Origin of the sequence: Paenibacillus sp. GCM10023252 (assembly GCF_042653305.1) — a bacterium.
In the GTDB taxonomy this organism is placed as follows: Bacteria; Bacillota; Bacilli; order Paenibacillales; family Paenibacillaceae; genus Pristimantibacillus.
In genome coordinates this window covers 100,126-120,251 of the sequence record NZ_JBHSHW010000023.1, presented here as the reverse complement: position 1 = coordinate 120,251, position 20,126 = coordinate 100,126, and the positions used below count along the sequence as shown (strand labels likewise).

The window sequence follows — 20,126 nt, the reverse complement described above, 5'->3', positions numbered from 1 at the left end:
AGAAGAAAAGCTACGACTGATGTAAGATTGTATGGGTGGACTCCGGATTTAGGGGGCTGAGCCGCTTATGCACCACATTCGCCTAGCGGGCAGCCGCTGGCGCTCATTCTGGTGCACTTCTGCACCACATTCGCCTCGCGGGCAGCCGCAGATGCTCATTCTGGTGCACTTATGCACCACATTCGCCTCGCGGACTGGCGCCGGCGCTCATTCTGGTGCACTTCTGCACCACATTCGCCTCGCGAGCAGGCGCCGGCGCTCATTCTGGTGCACTTATGCACCACATTCGCCTCGCGGACTGGCGCCGACGCTCATTCTGGTGCACTTATGCACCACATTCGCCTAGCGGGCAGCCGCTGGCGCTCATTCTGGTGCACTTATGCACCACATTCGCCTCGCGGATTGGAGGCGGCGGTCAATCTGGTGCACTTTTGCACCACATTCGCCTCGCGGAGTGGCGCCGGCGTTCATTCTGGTGCACTTATGCACCACATTCGCCTCGCGGACTGGCGCCGGCGCTCATTCTGGTGCACTTTTGCACCACATTCGCCTTGCGGACTGGCGCCGGCGCTCATTCTGGTGCACTTTTGCACCATATTCACCTCGCGGAGTGGCGCCGGCGCTCATTCTGGTGCACTTATGCACCACATTCGCCTAGCGGGCAGCCGCTGGCGCTCATTCTGGTGCACTTATGCACCAGATTCGCCTCGCGGACTGGCGCCGGCGGTTGATCTGGTGCACTTATGCACCACATTCGCCTCGCGGACTGGCGCCGGCGGTCATTCTGGTGCACTTTTGCACCACATTCGCCTTGCGGACTGGCGCCGGCGCTCATTCTGGTGCACTTTTGCACCATATTCACCTCGCGGGTAGGCGCTCGCGCTCATTCTGGTGCACTTATGCAACACATTCGCCTCGCGGACTGGCGCCGGCGCTCATTCTGGTGCACTTCTGCACCACATTCGCCTCGCGGGCAGGGGTCGGCGCTCATTCTGGTGCACTTATGCACCAGATTCCGGCTGGCGTGGCCAGACTGAGGCTAGATAAGTACATTTTATGCTCTATCCGTACTCCAGTGGCCACCCTGGTTCTCGATAGGTGCATTTTATACCCTATCCGCGCTCGAGTGGCCTACCTGGGTGCTCGATAAGTGCATTTTATGCCCTATCCGTGCTGGCATGACCTCGCCGGGTGCTCGATAGGTGCATTTTATACCCTATCCGCGTTGGCGTGTCCTCCCTGGGTGCTCGATAAGTGCATTTTATACCCTATCCGCGCTGGCGTGGCTTCGCTGGGTGCTCGATACCACTTATGAACCTATCTCTAACTCTCCCCACACAAGCCCCGCTCCGCCTCGCGATCGCCCCGGCCCACAGCGCTCCGGCCCGCACCCCGCTCCGCTCCGCAAACGCCCCTCCTCGCGATCTCTCCGCCCCGGCCCACATCGCCCCGCACCGCCCCGCCCCACGAGCGCCCCTCCCGATTACAACCCTCGGTTGTAATCGTATTCAACCGCGTGCAGCAGAGCTCTTGCCAGCACAGCATGGCCGGCAGCAGAGGGATGTACGCGGTCCCAAGCCAATGTGGCCGGGTAGATATGCTCCAGCACACGGTCGAAGGCAGCTTGGGTGTCTACGAACAATGTCTCATGCTTGATCGCCAGTCGGCGCACGGCATCTCCGTACTGGTCCATCGTCGATCGCATCTGGTCCGTACGGTTAGGCTCCAGATAGAACGGGGTCATCAGGACGAGCCCCTTCACCTTCACGTCCCGCTTCGTGTTCGTAATGAGCTCGTCCAGCGTCTGCTCATACTCCTCCAAGTAGACATGCGACTCCGGCATATGCGGCTGATCATACTGACGCCACACATCATTCGTACCAATCATGATAGACAGCCAGTCCGGCTGAAGCGCTATGACGTCTGACTCCCAGCGTCCCTTCAAGTCACGCACCGTATGCCCGCTGCAGCCCATATTGACTACCCGTATCCCCAGCTCCGGATATGCGGCAGTTAGTAGTGCTTGAACTAGTGCGACATACCCTCGCCCATGGGCATCGAATAATCCTTCTCCAATCGGCTGCTTACGTCCGCAGTCTGTAATGGAGTCTCCAATCATGACGAGCTTCTGCTTCTCACCCAGCTTCATTCGGTCTCCCCGCCTCTCCTAATCTCAGCCCCTATTATCGCATGATCCACAGCGCCCAGCTATCCTAATTCTACACTAAGTTGATAAAATCCCCACCCACGGGGAAAGTTATAGGCAAACTAGAGGTAAGGAGCTTCCTACTATGTCCGTTGATATGCCCCGCTGGATTGAATGGCTCGCTGAACATTGGCTGACCGTGATGCTTGCTCTTGGCGTAGGGATAGCTGTCGCGTTCGTGCTGATGAACCGGAAGTTATTATTTTATAAGGAGTAAGCTCACTCTATCTCTCGTCGCAGCGGCAATCGAATGGTAACCGCAGTGCCTGCCCCCCGCTCACTCTCGACGGTGAGCTTGCCGCTGTGCAGCTGAATGATCTCCTTACAGATTGCAAGTCCAAGTCCGCTTCCGCTCGATCCGCCGCTTGCCTTGTAGAATCGCTCGGTCACATGCGGCAGATCCTCCTCGGCGATGCCTATGCCTGAATCTGCTATGACAAGCACCGCCTCATCCCCCTGCTCCATCGTAGAGACTCGAATCGTCCCTCCCTCTCCCGTGAACTTGAACGCATTGTCAATCAGATTAATGAGCACTTGCTTCAGGCGATTCGCATCTCCAGCAACGACGATCGGACTCTGTCCCAGGGCAGCTGTCAGCTTCACCCCTGTCGTCTCCTCCCGCACAGCAAGCTGATTGACCGTCTCGCTGACGGGGCCGTTCAGATCAAGCTCCTCTACATGAAGAACCATGTTATTCGACGCAAGCTTGGAGAAGTCCAGCAGATCCTCCACCAGCCCGGACAGTCTGTCCGTCTCTCGATTAATAATGGACAGTCCCATATGCAGTTCTTCCTCGTCAGCAGGGTCGCCTTCCTTCAACGTCTCGCTCCAGCCCTTAATGGATGTTAGCGGAGTCCGAAGCTCATGAGATATCGACGATATGAAGTCGTTCTTGAGCTGCTCGCGCTTATTCAGCTCAGTGACCATCCTATTGAAGGTCTCAGCCAGCTGGCCGATCTCATCCTTCGAGCGCTGGGAAGCACGCCTGCTCCAGTCGCCTTCTGCCATATAGCGGGCCGCTCTCGTCAGCTCGCGGATCGGCTTAACAATTCGCTGAGCGAGCACGAGGCTGACGCCCAGGAACAGCAAGATGACGGCCAGCCCTACTGCTGCTGTCAGCTGAATGAATAACCGGACCATCCCGTCTACCTGCTCGGTGGATGCCGAATAGCGGAGCAAGGATACAACGCGATAATCGTTCCAGATTGGAATCGTGACGGAGGTGACCGCTACTCCATAGTACGGATCTTCACCCCTCCACGTCCCGGTGTTACCGGCCTCCGCCTGTCTCACATCTGGAGTTGTCAGCTGCACATGGTCGCCGAATCCATCCGTGTCCATCCGAATATGGCCATCGGGATCTAGCAGCTGCAGCCTCGTTCCTCCCTCCACCATATATTGCAGCATATAGTCCGCCTGATCTCTAACCTGAAGGGAAGAGAGAGTTCGGCTATGCTGAGACAGCGCGGATACCGCCCGCTGCTTCACGGAGCTCTCCGCGCTTCCATAATAATAGTTATAGATAAGGGTTACGAATACACCGCCAAGAACCCCCACGACGAGCACAATGAGCAGCAGGTAGCTCCATACCATTCTCCACTTGAGACTCTTCACGGGGTATTGCTCCTTCGCCAGCGGTAGCCGTAGCCCCAGATGGTCTCAATGTAGTCCGGTTCAGATGGATTGCTCTCGATCTTCTGCCGGATTCGGCGAATGTTCACATCAACCACCTTCAGATCTCCTACATAGTACCTGCCCCATACCTCGGACAGGATGTCATCTCGGCTGACGCCCTCCCCTTCCCGCTCCATCAGCAGCTTCACAAGCGTCCACTCCGTCGGTGTTAGAACAATCTCTTGCTCATCCTTCCATAGCTTGCGCGCAGCGGCTGACAGCCGGAAGGGGCCGAGCTTAAGCCCGTCCCTCAGGCTATCGGTGACAGCCTTACTGTCCCTCTCCCTATCATCATCTGCTGCAAGCCCATGGCCGGGTTCCCCCGCTCCGCTGTCCATCTGCGGCTCCAGCTTCATGCGGCGAGAGAGCGACTTCATCCGTGCGAGCAGCTCGCCTGGACTGAACGGCTTCTGCACATAATCATCTGCCCCAAGCTCGAGCCCGTAGATCTTGTCTTCCTCTTGTGACTTCGCCGTGAGCATAATGATCCCCATGCCGGGATACGCTTCCCTCAAGCGAGCGCATACCTCGAATCCGCTAATCGTCGGAAGCATGACATCCAGCAGAGCGATGTCGAACGGACCTTCCTCCGCAGCGAGCTGCAGAGCCGTCTCCCCATCCCCCGCTTCCGTAACCTCCATTCCATTACGCTTCAGATTAATTCGCACGAAGCCGCGTATAGCCTCCTCATCCTCCAGCAGCAAGATACGCATTCGACTTCCTCCTCCCTTCAGCTGTCTTGACCCCCAATGCCACTTACTCCTCCCTCAGTTGATAAGCTCTCTCAAGCTCCTTGTCGCTCATCCTCATCGCTTCCCATTGCTCCCTCTCCTGCTCAGTCAAGCTCTCAGGGGATGAGGTCGCCTTCCGTACCGCATAGACAAGTCCGCTTGCCCTCTCCAGCACATGATAAGGATGGGTCTGCTTCTGCCATACACCCTCTACCGCATCCCATGCCTGCTGAGGAACGACGTAGATGGTAATCACTTCCGCTTGGTGCTTCGAGTCCGGATTGAAGTAGGAGAACACAGCCAGACCGTATCGCTCATCCTCTGGCTTCCGAATGAGGAAGGTATCCTTCCAGCTATCCGGAATCCGAAGCTGGAATAGATTCCCGTAGTCGCTGAATTCTCTCAGGATAGGCAGGAAGCCCTCTCGACCATCCCACTGGATCCAGCGATTCAGCCACAAGCTCTCCGCGTAGGCTATCGTATTGTCATGATCATTAATTATGATGTTCTGATTGATCTCCAGAATTCCATCCTTATTGATGTCCTCCACGATAGTGGGGCGTCCAGTTACTCCGCCGTTCATATCGGGTGTGCGCGGGTACACCAGCTTGAGCCGCTCTGCCATCCATGCATACATAGCCGTATAAGAGGAATGAGCGCCAACCCCGGCTTCAACTGCAATTCCTCTGTGATGGGCCGATACTTGTCCAATGACTAATCGCTCATAGCCGTTCACATCTCTCTCCAAGGATGTCTCGGTTAAGAGTTCCAGACGTCCTTGCGCCCAATTGTAGATGCTGAGCTTGCTCGACGGAGGCATGTATTCAATCATGCTCGGCGTCTCTGAGATAACGGCAAGCTCCGGCTTCCCATCTCCGTCGATATCACCTGTATCGACGTAGCTATATGGAAGGGATGCGGAAGGCTCCAGCACCTCTTGCCCCGCCTCATTCAGGATGGGCTGTCGCTTCAGGGAATAGACCTCCACCCACTTGGGACTGTCGTAGGAGCCAATCCAGCCAAGCAGGAGCTCTGTATGACCGTCCCCGTCCATATCCTGCAGCTTCATCCAGTCAATCTGTCTGCCCAGCGATTGCTGGATGTAGCTGAGTGGCTTCCAGCTGGCATTCACCAGCTTCAGGGCTAGCACTTCTGGCGAGCCGAATTCATTATAATAAGTGACGACAGCTTCCTTCCGGCCATCACCGTCCAGATCCACCTGCCGAATAGCTTCCAGCGTATCTTCACGAAGCGGAACGGTTAGCTTGCTATAGGCGGGAAGCTCATGTTCAATGGCTTGCAAGAGGCTGAGCTTGTCTTGCGAGATGGGCGGCTGTCCTAGTAGATCGGCTGGAGCTGCCGTATACTTGCATCCAGTAATGATTACACAGACGCAGGCGGCAAGGAGTAGAATCCCTGCTCGCCTGCGAATGGATAGATAATGAGATTGTAACCGCAATGGTGTTCGTGCCTCCTCCAATGCTGCCTTCGTTAGACCAGCTTGTCAGCGGTGACGAAGGAATAGCCCTTCTGCTTCAGAGCAGCTATGATCTCAGGCAGCGCCTCTACCGTACCGGCAATATGCTTGCTGCCGAACGAGTGCATTAATATAATACCACCAGGCTTCGTCTCCTTGCTAATATGGGCAATCATATCCGCCGGGGACGTCCCTGCCCAGTCGCGCGTGTCGACGGTCCATCCTACCAGCTGGCGCTTCTGCTCTGCCATCACTTGCTTGACGGCGCTTGATACGGCTCCGTATGGAGCGCGGAACATCGTCGGGGTGAAGCCTACAGTCTGCTTGATTAGGGCATCTGTATCCTTCATCTGCTTCAAGATCTGAGCCTTGCTAAGCTTCGTTAAGTCCTTATGATCGAATGTATGATTGCCAATGGCATGGCCTTCCTTAACGATGCGCTCCAGCACTTGGGGTTCTCTCTTCACCTGTGTGCCAACGACGAAGAAGGTCGCCTTCACGCCGTTCTCCTTCAATATATCCAGTATGGCAGGTGTATAACGATAATCCGGTCCATCATCGAAGGTGATGGCGACGGTCTTGTTCTCCATGGACGGCTTCCCATCAGCGGGCGGTCTGGTTGGGCCAGGAGGCTTGGTTGGGCTGGTCGTACTGGTCGGGCTGGTCGGATTGGTTGGGCTGGTCGGGCTCCCGGTTGGCTTCGGCCCGTCTGATGCATTCGGCCGATCCGTTGACGGCGGGGATACCGATGGTGCCGGCGGCTTAGTCGGCGGCGGGCTCTGTCCACTGTCCGGACTTGGAGTACCCTCAAGCGGCGGACCGTCCGGTCCTTCAGTTGGATTCGGAGAGGGATCGGGAGACGATTCGGCCGATGGGCTATCATCCGGCTGCGGGCTCGGTGACACTGAAGGATCCGTCGTCTCAGGCGATACTGCACTCTGCCCCGTTCCGCCATCCTGACTAGTATCATTCGCTTGCAGGGCAGCGAGCAGCCCGAATGGCTGGCTGGCCGAGCACCCCGCTACCCATATGAATAGGGAGACCATCATCCCGAGCAGCAGGCTCCTCCGGCTGAGTCTCACCTTCATCAGTCTTCCCCATCTTCTGTCTCGTCGCACTCTCTTCATCCTTCTCATTCCCATCACCCTCTATTTCCTAGCTGTTGTCTTAATCATAGACGGCGGGAACCTCCAAGGAGTTACAAACTAGTAACATGAAATACTAGATTGCGACATGGCTCTCTCATACATCGCTGGCAAGGAGACGGAACTAGAACACTATCCCGCTAACTCAGCAATAATTACAATGAATATGTATCGCATCAAGCGCGCGGGAATTCCAGTTCCTGAACGAAGGGGATAGTGAGCAAAAGGAGAAAAAAAGGGGGATTGACGCGACGCACAACGATTAAAAACCGCCGCCTCTCTCTTCCGAGAGGGGCGGCGGTTGTGGAGGAGCCGTACTATTGAAGCGCCTTCGCTGCGATGTCCGTCCGACTGTGCATACCGTCGAAGTGGATGACCGATACGGCTTCATATGCACGCTTGCGAGCTTCGGCGATGTCGCGTCCGCGCCCGACGACGCCGAGGACACGTCCGCCGTTCGTGACGATACGGCCTTCGGCATCTTCTGCCGTTCCGGCGTGGAACACCAATGCGCCCAAGGCTTCGGCTTCCGCTAGACCTGTAATCGGCAGGCCCTTCGGATAGGAGGCTGGATAGCCTTCCGAGGCAACAATGACACAGACTGCGGCTTCATCGCTCCAATTAATCTCGAGATCCTCCAGCCTGCCGTTAAGGGAGGCTAGAATAATATCAACGAGATCCGTCTGCAAGCGAGGCAGCACGACCTGCGTCTCAGGATCACCCATTCGTGCATTGAATTCAATCGTCTTGACCCCGTGCTTCGTCATCATCAGACCTGCGAACAGTACGCCGCGGAACGGGCGGCCTTCGCTGACCATTGCGCGAGCGGTCGGCTTAATGATGTTCTCGATCGCATCTTCAACGAGTGCAGGATCGATATGCGGCAGCGGGGAATACGTGCCCATCCCGCCTGTGTTCGGACCCTTGTCGTGATCGTAGACCGGCTTGTGGTCCTGGGCCGGCACCATAGCGCGAACCGTCTCGCCATCCACGAATGCGAGGATTGACATCTCTTGGCCTTCGAGGAATTCCTCGATGACGATCTGGTCGCCGGATGCGCCGAACACCTTGTCCACCATCATCGAGCGAAGCGCCCCTTCTGCTTCCTCCATCGAGTAAGCAACTGTGACCCCCTTGCCCGCCGCCAGTCCATCCGCCTTGATGACGATCGGAATGTCCTGCTGGCGCAGATACGTCAGCGCCTCTTCATAGTTGGTGAACGTCTCGTACTTCGCGGTCGGGATGTTGTAGTTGCGGAGCAGGTTTTTCATAAAAATCTTGCTGCCCTCAATCTCAGCCGCGTTCTTCCGAGGACCATAGGTTGGAATGCTGTGCGCTTCGAACGCATCGACAATTCCGTCCGCCAGCGGATCATCCGGGCCGACCACCACTAGATCAATACTCGCATCCTTCGCGAATCGAATGAGCTCGTCGAACTGATTCACTGCAATCGGAACACATTCCGCGAGCTGTGCAATTCCGGCATTGCCGGGTGCGCAGAACACTTCCTTCACCTTCTCGCTCTTCCTTAGCGCCCAGACAATCGCATGCTCCCGTCCGCCGCCGCCAATCACCATTATCCGCATAATTGCTGCCCCCTTGGGTGTTGTCCTAATAGCCATTCAGCGCATTAACGCCTAGGAAGCCTTCACGGGGCTGCCGGCAGCTAATACGCTGAGTGAGAATAGATTAGTGTCTGAAGTGACGAACGCCTGTCATGACCATTGCGATATTGTTCGCATTCGCGACGGCGATGGACTCCTCGTCCTTAATAGAGCCGCCTGGCTGAATCACCGCTGTAATGCCTGCCTTCGCTGCGAGCTCCAGCGTATCACCCATTGGGAAGAAGGCATCCGATGCAAGGATGGATCCAGCTGCCTTATCGCCGGCTTGCTCGATTGCAATACGAGCTGCGCCAACGCGGTTCATCTGGCCTGCGCCTACGCCGACCGTCATGTTGTCTGCCGCTAGCAAGATGGCGTTCGACTTCACATGCTTCACGACCTTCCAGCCGAAGAGGAGCTGCTTCAGCTCTTCTTCCGTCGGCTTGCGGTTCGTTACGAACTGCAGGTCTGCCTCGGTAAGCGAGTGAACATCTGACTGCTGCACCAGCATGCCGCCATCTACGGAAGTAACGTTGAATTCCGACTTACGCTCTGCTGCTGCTGTGAAGTCCGAGCCGAGCTTCATGAGGCGGATATTCTTCTTCTTCGTGAGAATCTCAAGCGCCTCAGGCGTGAAGTCTGGAGCAATGACGATCTCTAGGAAAATCTCATTCAGAAGCGCTGCTGTATCCGCACCAATGGTCCGATTCGCAGCTACGATGCCGCCGAAGATAGAGGTTGGGTCGGCTGCGTAGGCTTTCTGATAGGCCTGGTGGATATCCTCGCCAATGCCTACGCCGCATGGGTTCATATGCTTCACGGCAACGACCGCAGGCTCCGTGAATTCCTTCACGATGGCAAGCGCCGCGTTCGCGTCGTTGATGTTATTGTAGGAGAGCTCCTTGCCGTGCAGCTGCTCCGCTGTTGTTATGGTGCCGGAAGCTGCGAGCGGCTTGCTGTAGAAGGCGGCCTTCTGATGAGGATTCTCACCGTAGCGGAGGTCTTGGAGCTTCTCATAAGTGACGGTGTAGCTCTCAGGAAGCTCTTCGCCCACTTGCTTCGTCAGATAATCTGCGATTAGCGCGTCGTAGGCTGCGGTGTGACGGAACACCTTCGCGGTCAGGCGCTTGCGCGTCTCAAGAGTGGTATCGCCGCTCGCTTGAAGCTCTTCGAGTACAGTCCCGTAATCCGCCGCATCGACAACGACGGTAACGAACGCATGGTTCTTCGCTGCTGAGCGCAGCATCGTCGGCCCGCCGATGTCAATGTTCTCGATGGCATCCTCGTAAGCCACGTCCGGCTTCGCAATCGTCTGCTTGAATGGATACAGATTCACGATGACGAGGTCGATGTAGTCGAGCTTCAGCTCCTCCATCACTTGGCGATGCTCTTCATTGTCGCGAATCGCCAGCAGTCCGCTGTGCACCGCTGGATGCAGCGTCTTAACGCGGCCGTCCAATATCTCAGGGAAGCCCGTCACATCAGAGATGCCGATGACCGGGATGCCTTCCTTCTGTAGGAGGCTGAATGTGCCCCCCGTCGATATAATCTCCACGCCCTGCTTAGCAAGCTCACGTGAGAACTCCACAATCCCCGTCTTATCCGACACGCTAATTAACGCTCTGCGAATAGCCACTGCAAGAACCCCTCCCATATAGGTGTAATTTTAGATTTAGTGTATGAAAATCGTCGGCTCAGCCGGGGCTGCAGCGCCAGATTTTGGCGCTATGGCCCTTGCTGGCGGCCTCGCCGGGGCTGCAGCGCCAGATTTTGGCGCTATGGCTCTTGCTGGCGGCCTCGCCGGGGCTGTAGCGCCAGATTTTGGCGCTATGGCTCTTGCTGGCGGCCTCGCCGGGGCTGCAGCGCCAGATTTTGGCGCTATGACCCTTGCTGGCGGCCTCGCCGGGGCTGCAGCGCCAGATTTTGGCGCTATGACCCTTGCTGGCGGCCTCGCCGGGGCTGCAGCGCCAGATTTTGGCGCTACAGCTCCACTCTAGCCTGCTCCAGCTGCTGCAGCATCACATTCTGATACTACAGCTCCACTCTAGCCTGCTCCAGCTGCTGCAGCATCACATTCTGATGCTATAGCTCCACATTAGCCTGCTCCAGCTGCTGCAGCATCACATTCTGATGCTATAGCTCCGCACCAGTCTGCTCCGACTGCTGCAGCATCACATTGTGATGCTATAGCTCCAATCTAGCCCGCTCCAGCTGCTGCAGCATCACATTCTGATACTACAGCTCCACACTAGCCTGCTCCAGCTGCTGCAGCATCACATTCTGATGCTATAGCTCCGCACTAGCCTGCTCTAGCTGCTGCAGCATCACATTGTGATGCTATAGCTCCAATCTAGCCTGCTCCGACTGCTGCAGCATCACATTGTGATGCTATAGCTCCTCACTAGCCTGCTCCAGCTACTGCAGCATCACATTGTGATGCTATAGCTCCTCACTAGCCTGCTCCGACTGCTGCAGCATCACATTCTGATGCTGCAGCATAGGGCTAGTTCACTTGCGCCGCGTGTGCAGCATGCGTCTGAGAAGCCAGCCGCTGCGCGTGCGCGGCAGCGCGCCGCCGCCTACTCCGCCGCAGCGCCCGCGGCGGAGACCACGACCCGCCGCCCGTCCAGCCGGACGCGGCCGGCGGCGATCCACTGCACGCAGCGGGGCAGCAGCCCCTGCTCCGCGGCGTGAATGCGCAAGGCCAGCGACGCTTCATCGTCGCCTGCCTGCACTTCAACGGCTTGCTGCGCGATGATCGGTCCGCTGTCCATGCCGCCGTCAACGTAGTGAACGGTGACCCCCGTCACCTTCACCCCGTACTCGAGAGCCTGGCGGATCCCATTCACGCCAGGGAACGAGGGCAAGAGCGCCGGATGCACATTAATCATCCGGCCATAGTACGGCTCCACCAGCACAGCGGTGATGATCCGCATGTAGCCCGCGAGCACCACGAGCTCGACGCCGCGGCGCTGCAGCTCGGCAAGGATCTCCGTCTCATAAGCTTCGCGAGACGGGTATTCCTTCGGACGGAACAGCAGCGTATCCACGCCTGCTGCCACCGCCCGCCCCACGACCGGCGCCTCCGGCTTGTCACAGACAAGAAGCTCGATGGACCCATCGAGCTTCCCCTCTTGCACCGCATCGACCAGAGCCTGGAAGTTCGTTCCCTGCCCTGATGCGAATACGGCTATACGCAATCCAGCCATTACACGTCCGCTCCCGTGAATGTTACGATCCGGTCGCCTTCCGTAACGGTGCCGATGCGGTAAGCTTCTTCGCCAAGCTCACGGGCAATACGGAGCGCTTCATCCGCTGCTTCAGCTGGCACAACAACGACCAGACCAATCCCCATGTTGAACGTCGTGAACATATCGCGGTTCGTAATCTCGCCCTTGTCCTGCATCAGCTTGAACACCGGCAGGATCGGCCATGAGCCGTACTCCACATTCACGTTCACGCCTGCTGGCAGCACGCGCGGAATGTTCTCGATGAAGCCGCCGCCTGTAATATGAGCCATACCCTTCACTTGTACGCTGTCGATCAGCTTCAGAGCGGACTTCACATAGATGCGAGTCGGCTCAATCAGCACATCGCCCAGTACCTTGCCGTCCAGCTCCGGAAGAGCCGCATCCAGCGCGTAGCCGCACTCTTCGAGGAGCAAGCGGCGTACGAGGGAGAAGCCATTCGAGTGAATCCCGCTTGATGCGAAGCCCAGCACAACATCGCCAGGAGCGATCGTGGAGCCGTCGATGATCTTCTTCTTATCCACAATCCCAACCGTGAAGCCGGCAATGTCATACTCGTCGCCTTGGTACATGCCCGGCATCTCAGCCGTCTCGCCGCCAATCAGCGCGCAGCCAGCCTGAACACAGCCTTCGGAGATGCCTGCAACGACTTGCTCGATCTTCTCAGGCTCAACCTTGCCAGTAGCCAGGTAATCCAGGAAGAACAGAGGCTCCGCGCCTTGAACGATAATATCGTTCACGCACATCGCTACCGCGTCAATCCCAATCGTGTCATGCTTGTCCATTGCAAAAGCAAGCTTAAGCTTCGTGCCGACGCCATCCGTACCGGATACAAGCACAGGCTCGTCATACTTGTCCTTGTTCAGGCCGAACAGGGCGCCGAAGCCGCCAAGCTCCGTCAGCACCTCAGGCCGGAACGTCCTCTTCACATGCTTCTTCATCCGCTCTACCGCTTCGTTGCCTGCCGCGATATCGACGCCAGCCTTCTTGTAAGCCTCTGCCACACTCGTCCACTCCTTATATCATCCTATACTTGCCGCACGGACCAGCAATCGGTCCCGTGTACATCCCGCACTTCTAGATTACTATGCTATTGGCAGCTCCCATGCTGCAGAGGAGGGGTGTTGTTGGATACCGCCCGCCCTCTAACAGCTGCAGCTCTTATCCGATTCCTCATCGACCGGGGTCGGGTAGTCGTTGTCGAAGCAAGCGAGGCACATGCCGCCCTTGTACGCATCGTCATTGGCACCAACCGAGCCGATGAAGCCTTCATTGCTTAGGAAGAACAGCGAATCCGCGTTAATCTGCTGGCGAATCTCTTCCACCGTCCGTGAAGAAGCGATCAGCTCCTTGCGGTCAGGCGTATCAATGCCGTAGTAGCAAGGGTTCTTGAACGGAGGCGATGTGATACGCACATGAACCTCGGTTGCTCCTGCTTCACGAAGCAGGTTCACGATGCGCATGCTCGTCGTACCGCGAACGATGGAATCATCGATCATGACGACACGCTTGCCCTCAACGACCTTGCGAACGGCGGACAGCTTCATCTTCACGCCCTTCTCACGAAGCTCCTGCGAAGGCTGAATGAACGTCCGTCCCGTATACTTATTCTTAATCAGTCCAAGCTCGTAAGGGATGCCTGTCTGCTCAGCGAAGCCGATCGCCGCCGAGATACTCGAATCCGGAACACCCGTTACGATATCCGCATCGACGAACGATTCAATGGCGAGCTGCTGGCCCATCCGCTTGCGCGCGGAATGAATATTCACATTATTAATATCACTATCCGGCCTTGCAAAATATATAAATTCCATCGCGCAAGTCGCTCTGCGCTCCACTCTTGCATAATGCTCCGTCCGCATCCCGGACTCGTCGAGCACGAGAAGCTCGCCAGGTTGAACGTCGCGGACATATTCCGCGCCGATTACTTCGAAGGCGCAGGACTCGGAGGAGAATACGTATCCGTCTCCAAGCTGCCCCATCACAAGCGGACGCAGACCGTGCGGGTCAGAAGCGACCAGCAGCTTGTCATTCGTCATGAGCAGGAAGGCGAATCCGCCGACGATACGCTGCAGAGCTTCCTTCGCTGCGGTGACGAAGTCCTTCTTCGAACGGGCGATTAAGTGAGCTACAACCTCGGTATCGCTCGTCGTCTGGAAGATCGAGCCTTGGCTCTCCAGCTCCCGGCGAATCTCGGGTGCGTTCACGATGTTGCCGTTCGTCGCGACCGCAAGGTCGCCGTCGCGGTACTTGAAGATAAGCGGCTGCGCATTCGCCAGCTTGCTCGCCCCCGCTGTGGAGTAACGAACATGTCCGATGGCGCGGTCGCCTGGAAGAGAGTCCAGACGGTCCTTGTCGAACACTTCCTTGACCAGCCCCATGCCGCGGTGGTAAGCGAAGCTGCCTGGCTCGGAGGAGTCTACGGTTGCGATCCCCGCGCTCTCCTCGCCCCGATGCTGCAGCGCATGCAGGCCATAATAAGACAAGGAGGAGGCGTCGGGGTGACCGAACACCCCGAATACGCCGCACTCCTCTCTCAGCTTGTCGAACATATCATCGCGGCCAATGCCTTCGTTATAGTAGTCGCCAGACCACAGCTGCGGTTCAGACGTTATTTTGTCATCAGACATGGAATCGCATCCTTCCAGACCTTCTCCAGTTGCTTAACCGGTGCATTCACCCCGGACTTGCCATTGACGTTAATGGTCACGCTGCTGCCGCCGACCGTGCCGATTACAGCATTCACGATGCCATGCTCGGACAGATGAGCTTGCAGCTTAGCTGCCTGCTCTGGCTTCGCCGACAACAGGATGCGGGACTGCGACTCACTGAACAGCATATGGTCCGGACGAAGATCCGTGACCACGTTCACGCTTGCGCCGATGCCGCCGGAGATGCAGGACTCGGCAACCGCTGCTGCCAGACCGCCCTCGGACAGGTCATGCGCTGAAGCAACTAGGCCGCCTTGGATGGCGGACAGTACGCCGCTTAGCAGTTTTTTCTCAGCTGCGAGATCAATCTCTGGAGGACGTCCCTCCGCTTGGCCCTTCAGCACGTACTGCAGCTCGCTGCCGCCGAACTCCGCCTTCGTCTCGCCGAGCAGGATAACTACGTCGCCTTCGCTCTTGAAGCCTTGCGTCGTAATATGGTCGATGTCATGCACGAGGCCGACCATACCGATGACTGGCGTCGGGTAGATCGCGCCCTTCGCGTTCTCATTGTACAGGGATACGTTCCCGCCGATAACCGGTGTCTCGAGCACGCGGCAAGCCTCGGACATACCGTCTGCCGACTTCTCCAGCTGCCAGAATACTTCCGGCTTCTCCGGATTGCCGAAGTTCAGGTTGTCCGTGATGGCAAGCGGCTCTGCGCCGGAGCACACAATGTTCCGTGCTGCTTCCGCTACCGCAATCCGTCCGCCCACTTCAGGATCCAGATATACATAACGTCCGTTGCAGTCCGTCGTCATCGCCAGCGCCTTGCGCGTGCCGCGAATCGTTACGACCGCAGCATCCGAGCCCGGTTGAACCGCCGTTGACGTACGAACCATGTAATCATATTGGTTATAGACCCATTCCTTGCTCGCTACGGTTGGGGAAGCCAGCACCTTCTCCAGAGCGGCCGTCAGGTCAGTAATCTCATTGTAAGCTGCTGTGTTGATGGATGCCGAAGCTGCGTAGTAAGCAGGCTCTTGGGACGGCTTGTCATAGACCGGGCACTCGTCAACGAGCGCCTTCACCGGCATGTCAGCCACTTGCTCGCCTTGGTGGAACAAGCGCAGACGTCCGTCATCCGTAACCTTGCCAACCTTCGCACAGATAATGCCCCACCGGTCGAAAATCTCCTTCGCCTGAGCTTCATGCTGAGGCTCAACGACGAACAGCATCCGCTCCTGCGACTCGGAGAGCATCATCTCGTAAGGGGTCATGCCCGTCTCGCGCTGAGGCACCTCGTCGAGGTACAGCTCCAGGCCGTTGCCCGCCTTGGACGCCATCTCTGCGGAGGAGCAGGTAAGTCCCGCTGCACCCATATCTTGAATGCCGAGCACGATGCCGGAGTCGATCAGCTCAAGCGTCGCTTCCATAACGAGCTTCTCCATGAACGGATCGCCGACTTGTACCGCGGTACGCTTCTCTTCGGATTCCTCAGACAGCTCGACGGAAGCGAAGGTCGCTCCGTGAATGCCGTCGCGGCCCGTCGCAGGTCCTACGTAGAACACCGGATTGCCAACACCCTTCGCTACCCCGCGCTGGATCTTGTCGTGGTCAATGAGACCGACGCACATCGCGTTCACGAGCGGATTGCCTTCGTAGCTCTCGTCGAACATCACTTCGCCTGCTACGGTTGGGATACCGATACAGTTACCATAGCCGGCAATACCGGATACAACATGCTCGAACAGATACTTCACGCGCTCATTCTCGAGATTGCCGAAGCGCAGCGAGTTCAGCAGCGCAACCGGACGTGCTCCCATGGAGAAGATATCGCGGATAATGCCGCCAACACCCGTTGCTGCGCCTTGGTAAGGCTCGACCGCTGAAGGGTGGTTGTGGGATTCGATCTTGAATACAACCGCTTGGTTGTCGCCGATGTCTACAATACCTGCGCCTTCGCCGGGACCCATCAGGACACGCGGTCCGGTTACCGGGAACTTGCGAAGGATCGGCTTGGAGTTCTTATAGGAGCAATGCTCCGACCACATGACGCTGAATACGCCAATCTCGGTATAGTTCGGCTTGCGGCCGAGGAATCCGCAGATTAGTTCATATTCGTAATCTGTTACTCCGAATTGGGTGTAGATGCGCTGCTCGGCGATCTGCTCCGCTGTCGGTTCCTTAGCTGTTAACTGCTGCGCCATGTTGTTCCCTCCATGCATTCAGTATTGATGTGAACATCCGCTTGCCGTCCTCGGAGCCGAGCAATTGGTCAATTGCGCGTTCGGGATGCGGCATCATGCCGACGACGTTGCCTTGCTCGTTGCAGATTCCGGCGATGTCGCCCAGGGAACCGTTCGGGTTCGTTCCTGCCGCATAGCGGAATACGATCTGATTATTGCTCTCCAGTTGGGCAAGCGTTGCTTCGTCGCAGAAGTAGTTGCCTTCGCCGTGAGCGATAGGGATGTTGATGATCTCGCCTTGCGTATATTGATTCGTGAACGGCGTCGCGCTGTTCACGACTTCGAGTGCCGACTGATGGCAGCGGAACTTCAGCTCGCTGTTGCGAAGCAGAGCGCCTGGAAGCAGGCCCGCTTCGGTTAGAATCTGGAACCCATTGCAGATACCGAGGATGTACTTGCCGGCTGCTGCAGCCTTCTTCACTTCATTCATGACTGGAGCGAACTGAGCGATTGCGCCGCAACGCAGATAGTCGCCGTAGGAGAAGCCGCCCGGCACGAGAATCGCGTCATAGGCCGAGAGGTCCGTTGCTGTGTGCCATACGTAGTCGACTTCCTGGCCGATAGTATCCTCCACAGCCTTGAAGCAGTCGATATCACAGTTGGAGCCTGGGAATACGAGTACTGCGAACTTCATGGATTAGCCCTCCAATTCGAAGCGATAATCTTCGACAACCGTGTTCGCCAGCAGCTTCTCACACATGTCCTTCACGCGCTTCTCTGCTTCGCTGCGATCCGTCGTGTCCAGCTCAAGCTCCAGATACTTGCCGATGCGAACCTTGCTTGCTTCCGCGAATCCCATCGAATGCAGCGCGCCCTGAACAGCTGTGCCCTGTGGATCCAATACATTCTGCTTAATCGTAACGTAGACGGTTGCTCTCATCATGACCAATGACCTCCGTGATATGTGAATTAGGGTTCTAGATTAGGTTAGTTCTACTTCAGTTCCGTGCCGGTTAGACGGCGGTAGATATCCAGGTAGCGCTTCGTCGTTGCTTCAACGACAGTGTCAGGCAGCGGATCCGGCTTCGAGTTCTTGTCCCAGACCGAGCCGAGCAGGTAGGTGCGCACCGGCTCCTTGTCCATGCTGTCGATCTCGATGTCGAAGGCATAGTTGCCTTCCGCCCAGAAGCGTGAGGAATCCGGGGTGAAGATCTCGTCAATCAAGATCACCTGGCCGTCGATCAGGCCGAACTCGAACTTGCAGTCGGCGAGGATGATGCCTCGCTCGGCACAGTAGCCGTGCGCGTACTCGTACAGCGCGAGGCTGCGTTCACGCAGCTCGGCGGCGAGCTCCGCGCCGACCAGCTCTTCCATGCGGCTGAACGGGATATCCTCGTCATGACCGACATCATTCTTCGCAGCCGGCGTGAAGATCGGCTGCGGGAACCGCTCGTTCTTGCGCATGCCAGGTGGCAGCGCAATGCCGTTAATCTCGCCGGTCTGCTGGTACTGACGCCAGCCTCCGCCGGTAATGTAGCCGCGCACGACACATTCGATGTCGATGCGCTCTGCCTTGCGCGTCACCATGATGCGATTGCGGAGACGCTCTGGCTCCGTCACGATGTCGCCAAGACGGTCGACATCGGTGTGAACGACATGGTTCGGGCCTAGCTGAGCGGTCTGCTCGAACCAGAAGGCCGACAGCCGGTTCAGCACATTGCCCTTCTCCGGCACGGCCGGATCAAGGACATAGTCGAAGGCGGAGATGCGATCCGTCACGACGATGAGGAAGTGCTCGCCAAGGTCGTACAGCTCGCGAACCTTGCCCTTATAGATGAGCGGCGCCTTAATGAGGTCGGCCGCCGTAGACAACGCTTGTGCTCCCATCTCTCTCGTGCCTCCCCTATTCGTTCAAGCCGAGCTTCGTGAAGATCGTATCGACATGCTTCAGATGCCATGCCGGGTTGAACGCGTCATCCAGCTCTTCCGCAGATAGGGCATTCGTAATCTCTGCCGTCTCCGAGATAATGTCACGGAACTGGCGCTGCTCTTCCCAAGCCTGCATCGCACGCGGTTGAACCGTGTCGTATGCCTGCTCGCGGGAGAAGCCCTTGTCGATCAGCTTCGTCATGACGCGGCCCGAGAACGGAACGCCGAACGTACGCTGCATATTGCGCTTCATGTTCTCCGGGAACACTTGAAGGTTGTTAATAATGTTGCCAAGACGATTCAGCATATAGTTGAGCAGCATCGTCGCATCCGGCAGGATGACACGCTCTGCGGAGGAATGCGAGATATCGCGCTCATGCCAGAGCGGAACGTTCTCATAGGCGGTCAGCATATGGCCGCGAATGACACGGGACAGACCGGAGATGTTCTCGCAGCCGATCGGATTGCGCTTGTGAGGCATTGCCGAGGAGCCCTTCTGCCCCTTGGCAAAAGGCTCTTCCACCTCGCGGAACTCACTCTTCTGCAGGGCGCGAATCTCGGTCGCGAACTTGTCCAGCGAGGACGCAACGAGAGCCAGCGTTCCCATATATTCCGCGTGGCGGTCACGCTGCAGCGTCTGGGTCGAGATAGGAGCTGCCGTAATGCCCAGCTTCTCGCAGACGAAGGTCTCCACGAATGGATCGATGTTGGCGTAAGTGCCTACGGCTCCGGACATTTTGCCATACTCAACGCCCTTCGCCGCATGCTGGAACCGCTCCAGGTTCCGCTTCATCTCTTCGTACCACAGCGCCATCTTCAGACCGAAGGTCGTCGGCTCGGCATGAACGCCATGCGTACGGCCCATCATCGGTGTATCCTTGTATTGAACGGCCTTCTCACGCAGAATCGCGATGAAGCGCTCGATGTCCTTCGTAAGGATCTGGTTCGCCTGAAGAAGCAGGTAGCCAAGAGCCGTATCTACAACGTCCGTGGAAGTCAGGCCGTAATGCACCCACTTGCGCTCAGGTCCTACGGTCTCCGACACCGCACGAGTGAAGGCGATTACGTCATGGCGCGTATCCTGCTCGATCTCGTAGATGCGGTCAATGTTGAAGCTTGCTCCGCGGCGCAGCGCCTCGACGTCTTCCTTCGGAATAACGCCAAGCTCTGACCAAGCTTCACAAGCACACAGCTCAACCTCCAGCCATGCCTTGAACTTGTTCTCCTCGGTCCAGATTGCTCTCATCTCAGGTCTGCTGTAACGCTCTAACATGT

At 57.2% G+C, this 20,126-nt stretch carries 17 protein-coding genes; 2 read left to right on the top strand and 15 right to left on the bottom strand.

The annotated features are described in order from the left end of the window. Nucleotides 1-1,483 precede the first annotated feature (1,483 nt). Nucleotides 1,484-2,149 (bottom strand): SGNH/GDSL hydrolase family protein, encoded by a 666-nt coding sequence (locus ACFO9Q_RS14665; protein ID WP_379183288.1) that lies wholly within the window; start codon nt 2,147-2,149, stop codon nt 1,484-1,486. A 142-nt stretch (nt 2,150-2,291) separates the two neighbouring features. Between ACFO9Q_RS14665 and ACFO9Q_RS14660 the strand changes: the two genes are divergently transcribed. Beyond that, on the top strand, nt 2,292-2,423 hold the full coding sequence (locus ACFO9Q_RS14660; protein ID WP_379183286.1) for a hypothetical protein: 132 nt from the start codon (nt 2,292-2,294) through the stop codon (nt 2,421-2,423). Between the two features lie 2 nt (nt 2,424-2,425). Here ACFO9Q_RS14660 and ACFO9Q_RS14655 read toward each other — a convergent pair whose 3' ends face one another. The 6 genes from ACFO9Q_RS14655 to purH all read right to left on the bottom strand — a co-directional run bounded on the left by ACFO9Q_RS14655 (nt 2,426) and on the right by purH (nt 10,473). Then, nucleotides 2,426-3,820, bottom strand: coding sequence for a sensor histidine kinase (locus tag ACFO9Q_RS14655; protein WP_379183284.1), 1,395 nt, complete (start codon nt 3,818-3,820; stop codon nt 2,426-2,428). Next, on the bottom strand, nt 3,817-4,593 hold the full coding sequence (locus tag ACFO9Q_RS14650) for a response regulator transcription factor (protein ID WP_379183282.1): 777 nt from the start codon (nt 4,591-4,593) through the stop codon (nt 3,817-3,819). The genes ACFO9Q_RS14655 and ACFO9Q_RS14650 overlap by 4 nt, the downstream gene beginning before the upstream one ends. 43 nt (nt 4,594-4,636) lie before the next feature. Next, a complete protein-coding gene (locus tag ACFO9Q_RS14645; protein ID WP_379183280.1) occupies nt 4,637-6,070 on the bottom strand; it encodes an FG-GAP-like repeat-containing protein in 1,434 nt (477 codons plus the stop codon). 32 nt (nt 6,071-6,102) lie between these two features. Continuing rightward, nucleotides 6,103-7,224 carry a polysaccharide deacetylase family protein gene (locus ACFO9Q_RS14640; RefSeq protein WP_379183278.1) on the bottom strand — a complete coding sequence of 374 codons (1,122 nt, stop codon included), beginning with the start codon at nt 7,222-7,224 and terminating at the stop codon, nt 6,103-6,105. Between the two features lie 326 nt (nt 7,225-7,550). Further along, a complete protein-coding gene (gene purD / locus ACFO9Q_RS14635; protein WP_379183276.1) occupies nt 7,551-8,819 on the bottom strand; it encodes a phosphoribosylamine--glycine ligase in 1,269 nt (422 codons plus the stop codon). Between the two features lie 103 nt (nt 8,820-8,922). Further along, nucleotides 8,923-10,473 carry a bifunctional phosphoribosylaminoimidazolecarboxamide formyltransferase/IMP cyclohydrolase gene (gene purH, locus ACFO9Q_RS14630; protein WP_379183274.1) on the bottom strand — a complete coding sequence of 517 codons (1,551 nt, stop codon included), beginning with the start codon at nt 10,471-10,473 and terminating at the stop codon, nt 8,923-8,925. Nucleotides 10,474-10,516: 43 nt separating this feature from the next. Between purH and ACFO9Q_RS14625 the strand changes: the two genes are divergently transcribed. After that, nucleotides 10,517-10,834: a hypothetical protein gene (locus ACFO9Q_RS14625; RefSeq protein ID WP_379183272.1), complete on the top strand. Its 318-nt coding sequence runs from the start codon at nt 10,517-10,519 to the stop codon at nt 10,832-10,834. 582 nt (nt 10,835-11,416) lie between these two features. On the opposite strand, the gene purN is transcribed toward ACFO9Q_RS14625, so the two are convergent. From purN to purB, 8 genes are all read right to left on the bottom strand, one after another. Beyond that, complete coding sequence (gene purN / locus ACFO9Q_RS14620) at nt 11,417-12,046, bottom strand: phosphoribosylglycinamide formyltransferase (RefSeq protein ID WP_379183270.1); 630 nt, start codon at nt 12,044-12,046, stop codon at nt 11,417-11,419. Next, nucleotides 12,046-13,089, bottom strand: coding sequence for a phosphoribosylformylglycinamidine cyclo-ligase (gene purM / locus ACFO9Q_RS14615; protein ID WP_379183268.1), 1,044 nt, complete (start codon nt 13,087-13,089; stop codon nt 12,046-12,048). The genes purN and purM overlap by 1 nt, the downstream gene beginning before the upstream one ends. A gap of 141 nt (nt 13,090-13,230) precedes the next feature. Beyond that, the gene (purF, locus tag ACFO9Q_RS14610) at nt 13,231-14,715 is read right to left on the bottom strand and encodes an amidophosphoribosyltransferase (protein WP_379183266.1); all 1,485 of its coding nucleotides are present in this window, start codon (nt 14,713-14,715) and stop codon (nt 13,231-13,233) included. Continuing rightward, nucleotides 14,697-16,943 (bottom strand): phosphoribosylformylglycinamidine synthase subunit PurL, encoded by a 2,247-nt coding sequence (purL, locus tag ACFO9Q_RS14605; RefSeq protein WP_379183264.1) that lies wholly within the window; start codon nt 16,941-16,943, stop codon nt 14,697-14,699. Before purL ends, purF begins: the two co-directional genes overlap by 19 nt. Beyond that, nucleotides 16,921-17,616 carry a phosphoribosylformylglycinamidine synthase subunit PurQ gene (gene purQ / locus ACFO9Q_RS14600; RefSeq protein WP_379183262.1) on the bottom strand — a complete coding sequence of 232 codons (696 nt, stop codon included), beginning with the start codon at nt 17,614-17,616 and terminating at the stop codon, nt 16,921-16,923. Before purQ ends, purL begins: the two co-directional genes overlap by 23 nt. A gap of 3 nt (nt 17,617-17,619) precedes the next feature. Continuing rightward, nucleotides 17,620-17,865 carry a phosphoribosylformylglycinamidine synthase subunit PurS gene (gene purS / locus ACFO9Q_RS14595; RefSeq protein ID WP_379183260.1) on the bottom strand — a complete coding sequence of 82 codons (246 nt, stop codon included), beginning with the start codon at nt 17,863-17,865 and terminating at the stop codon, nt 17,620-17,622. A 50-nt stretch (nt 17,866-17,915) separates the two neighbouring features. Continuing rightward, nucleotides 17,916-18,809, bottom strand: coding sequence for a phosphoribosylaminoimidazolesuccinocarboxamide synthase (locus ACFO9Q_RS14590; protein ID WP_379183258.1), 894 nt, complete (start codon nt 18,807-18,809; stop codon nt 17,916-17,918). A 16-nt stretch (nt 18,810-18,825) separates the two neighbouring features. Then, the gene (purB, locus tag ACFO9Q_RS14585) at nt 18,826-20,124 is read right to left on the bottom strand and encodes an adenylosuccinate lyase (RefSeq protein ID WP_379183256.1); all 1,299 of its coding nucleotides are present in this window, start codon (nt 20,122-20,124) and stop codon (nt 18,826-18,828) included. Nucleotides 20,125-20,126: the final 2 nt, after the last annotated feature.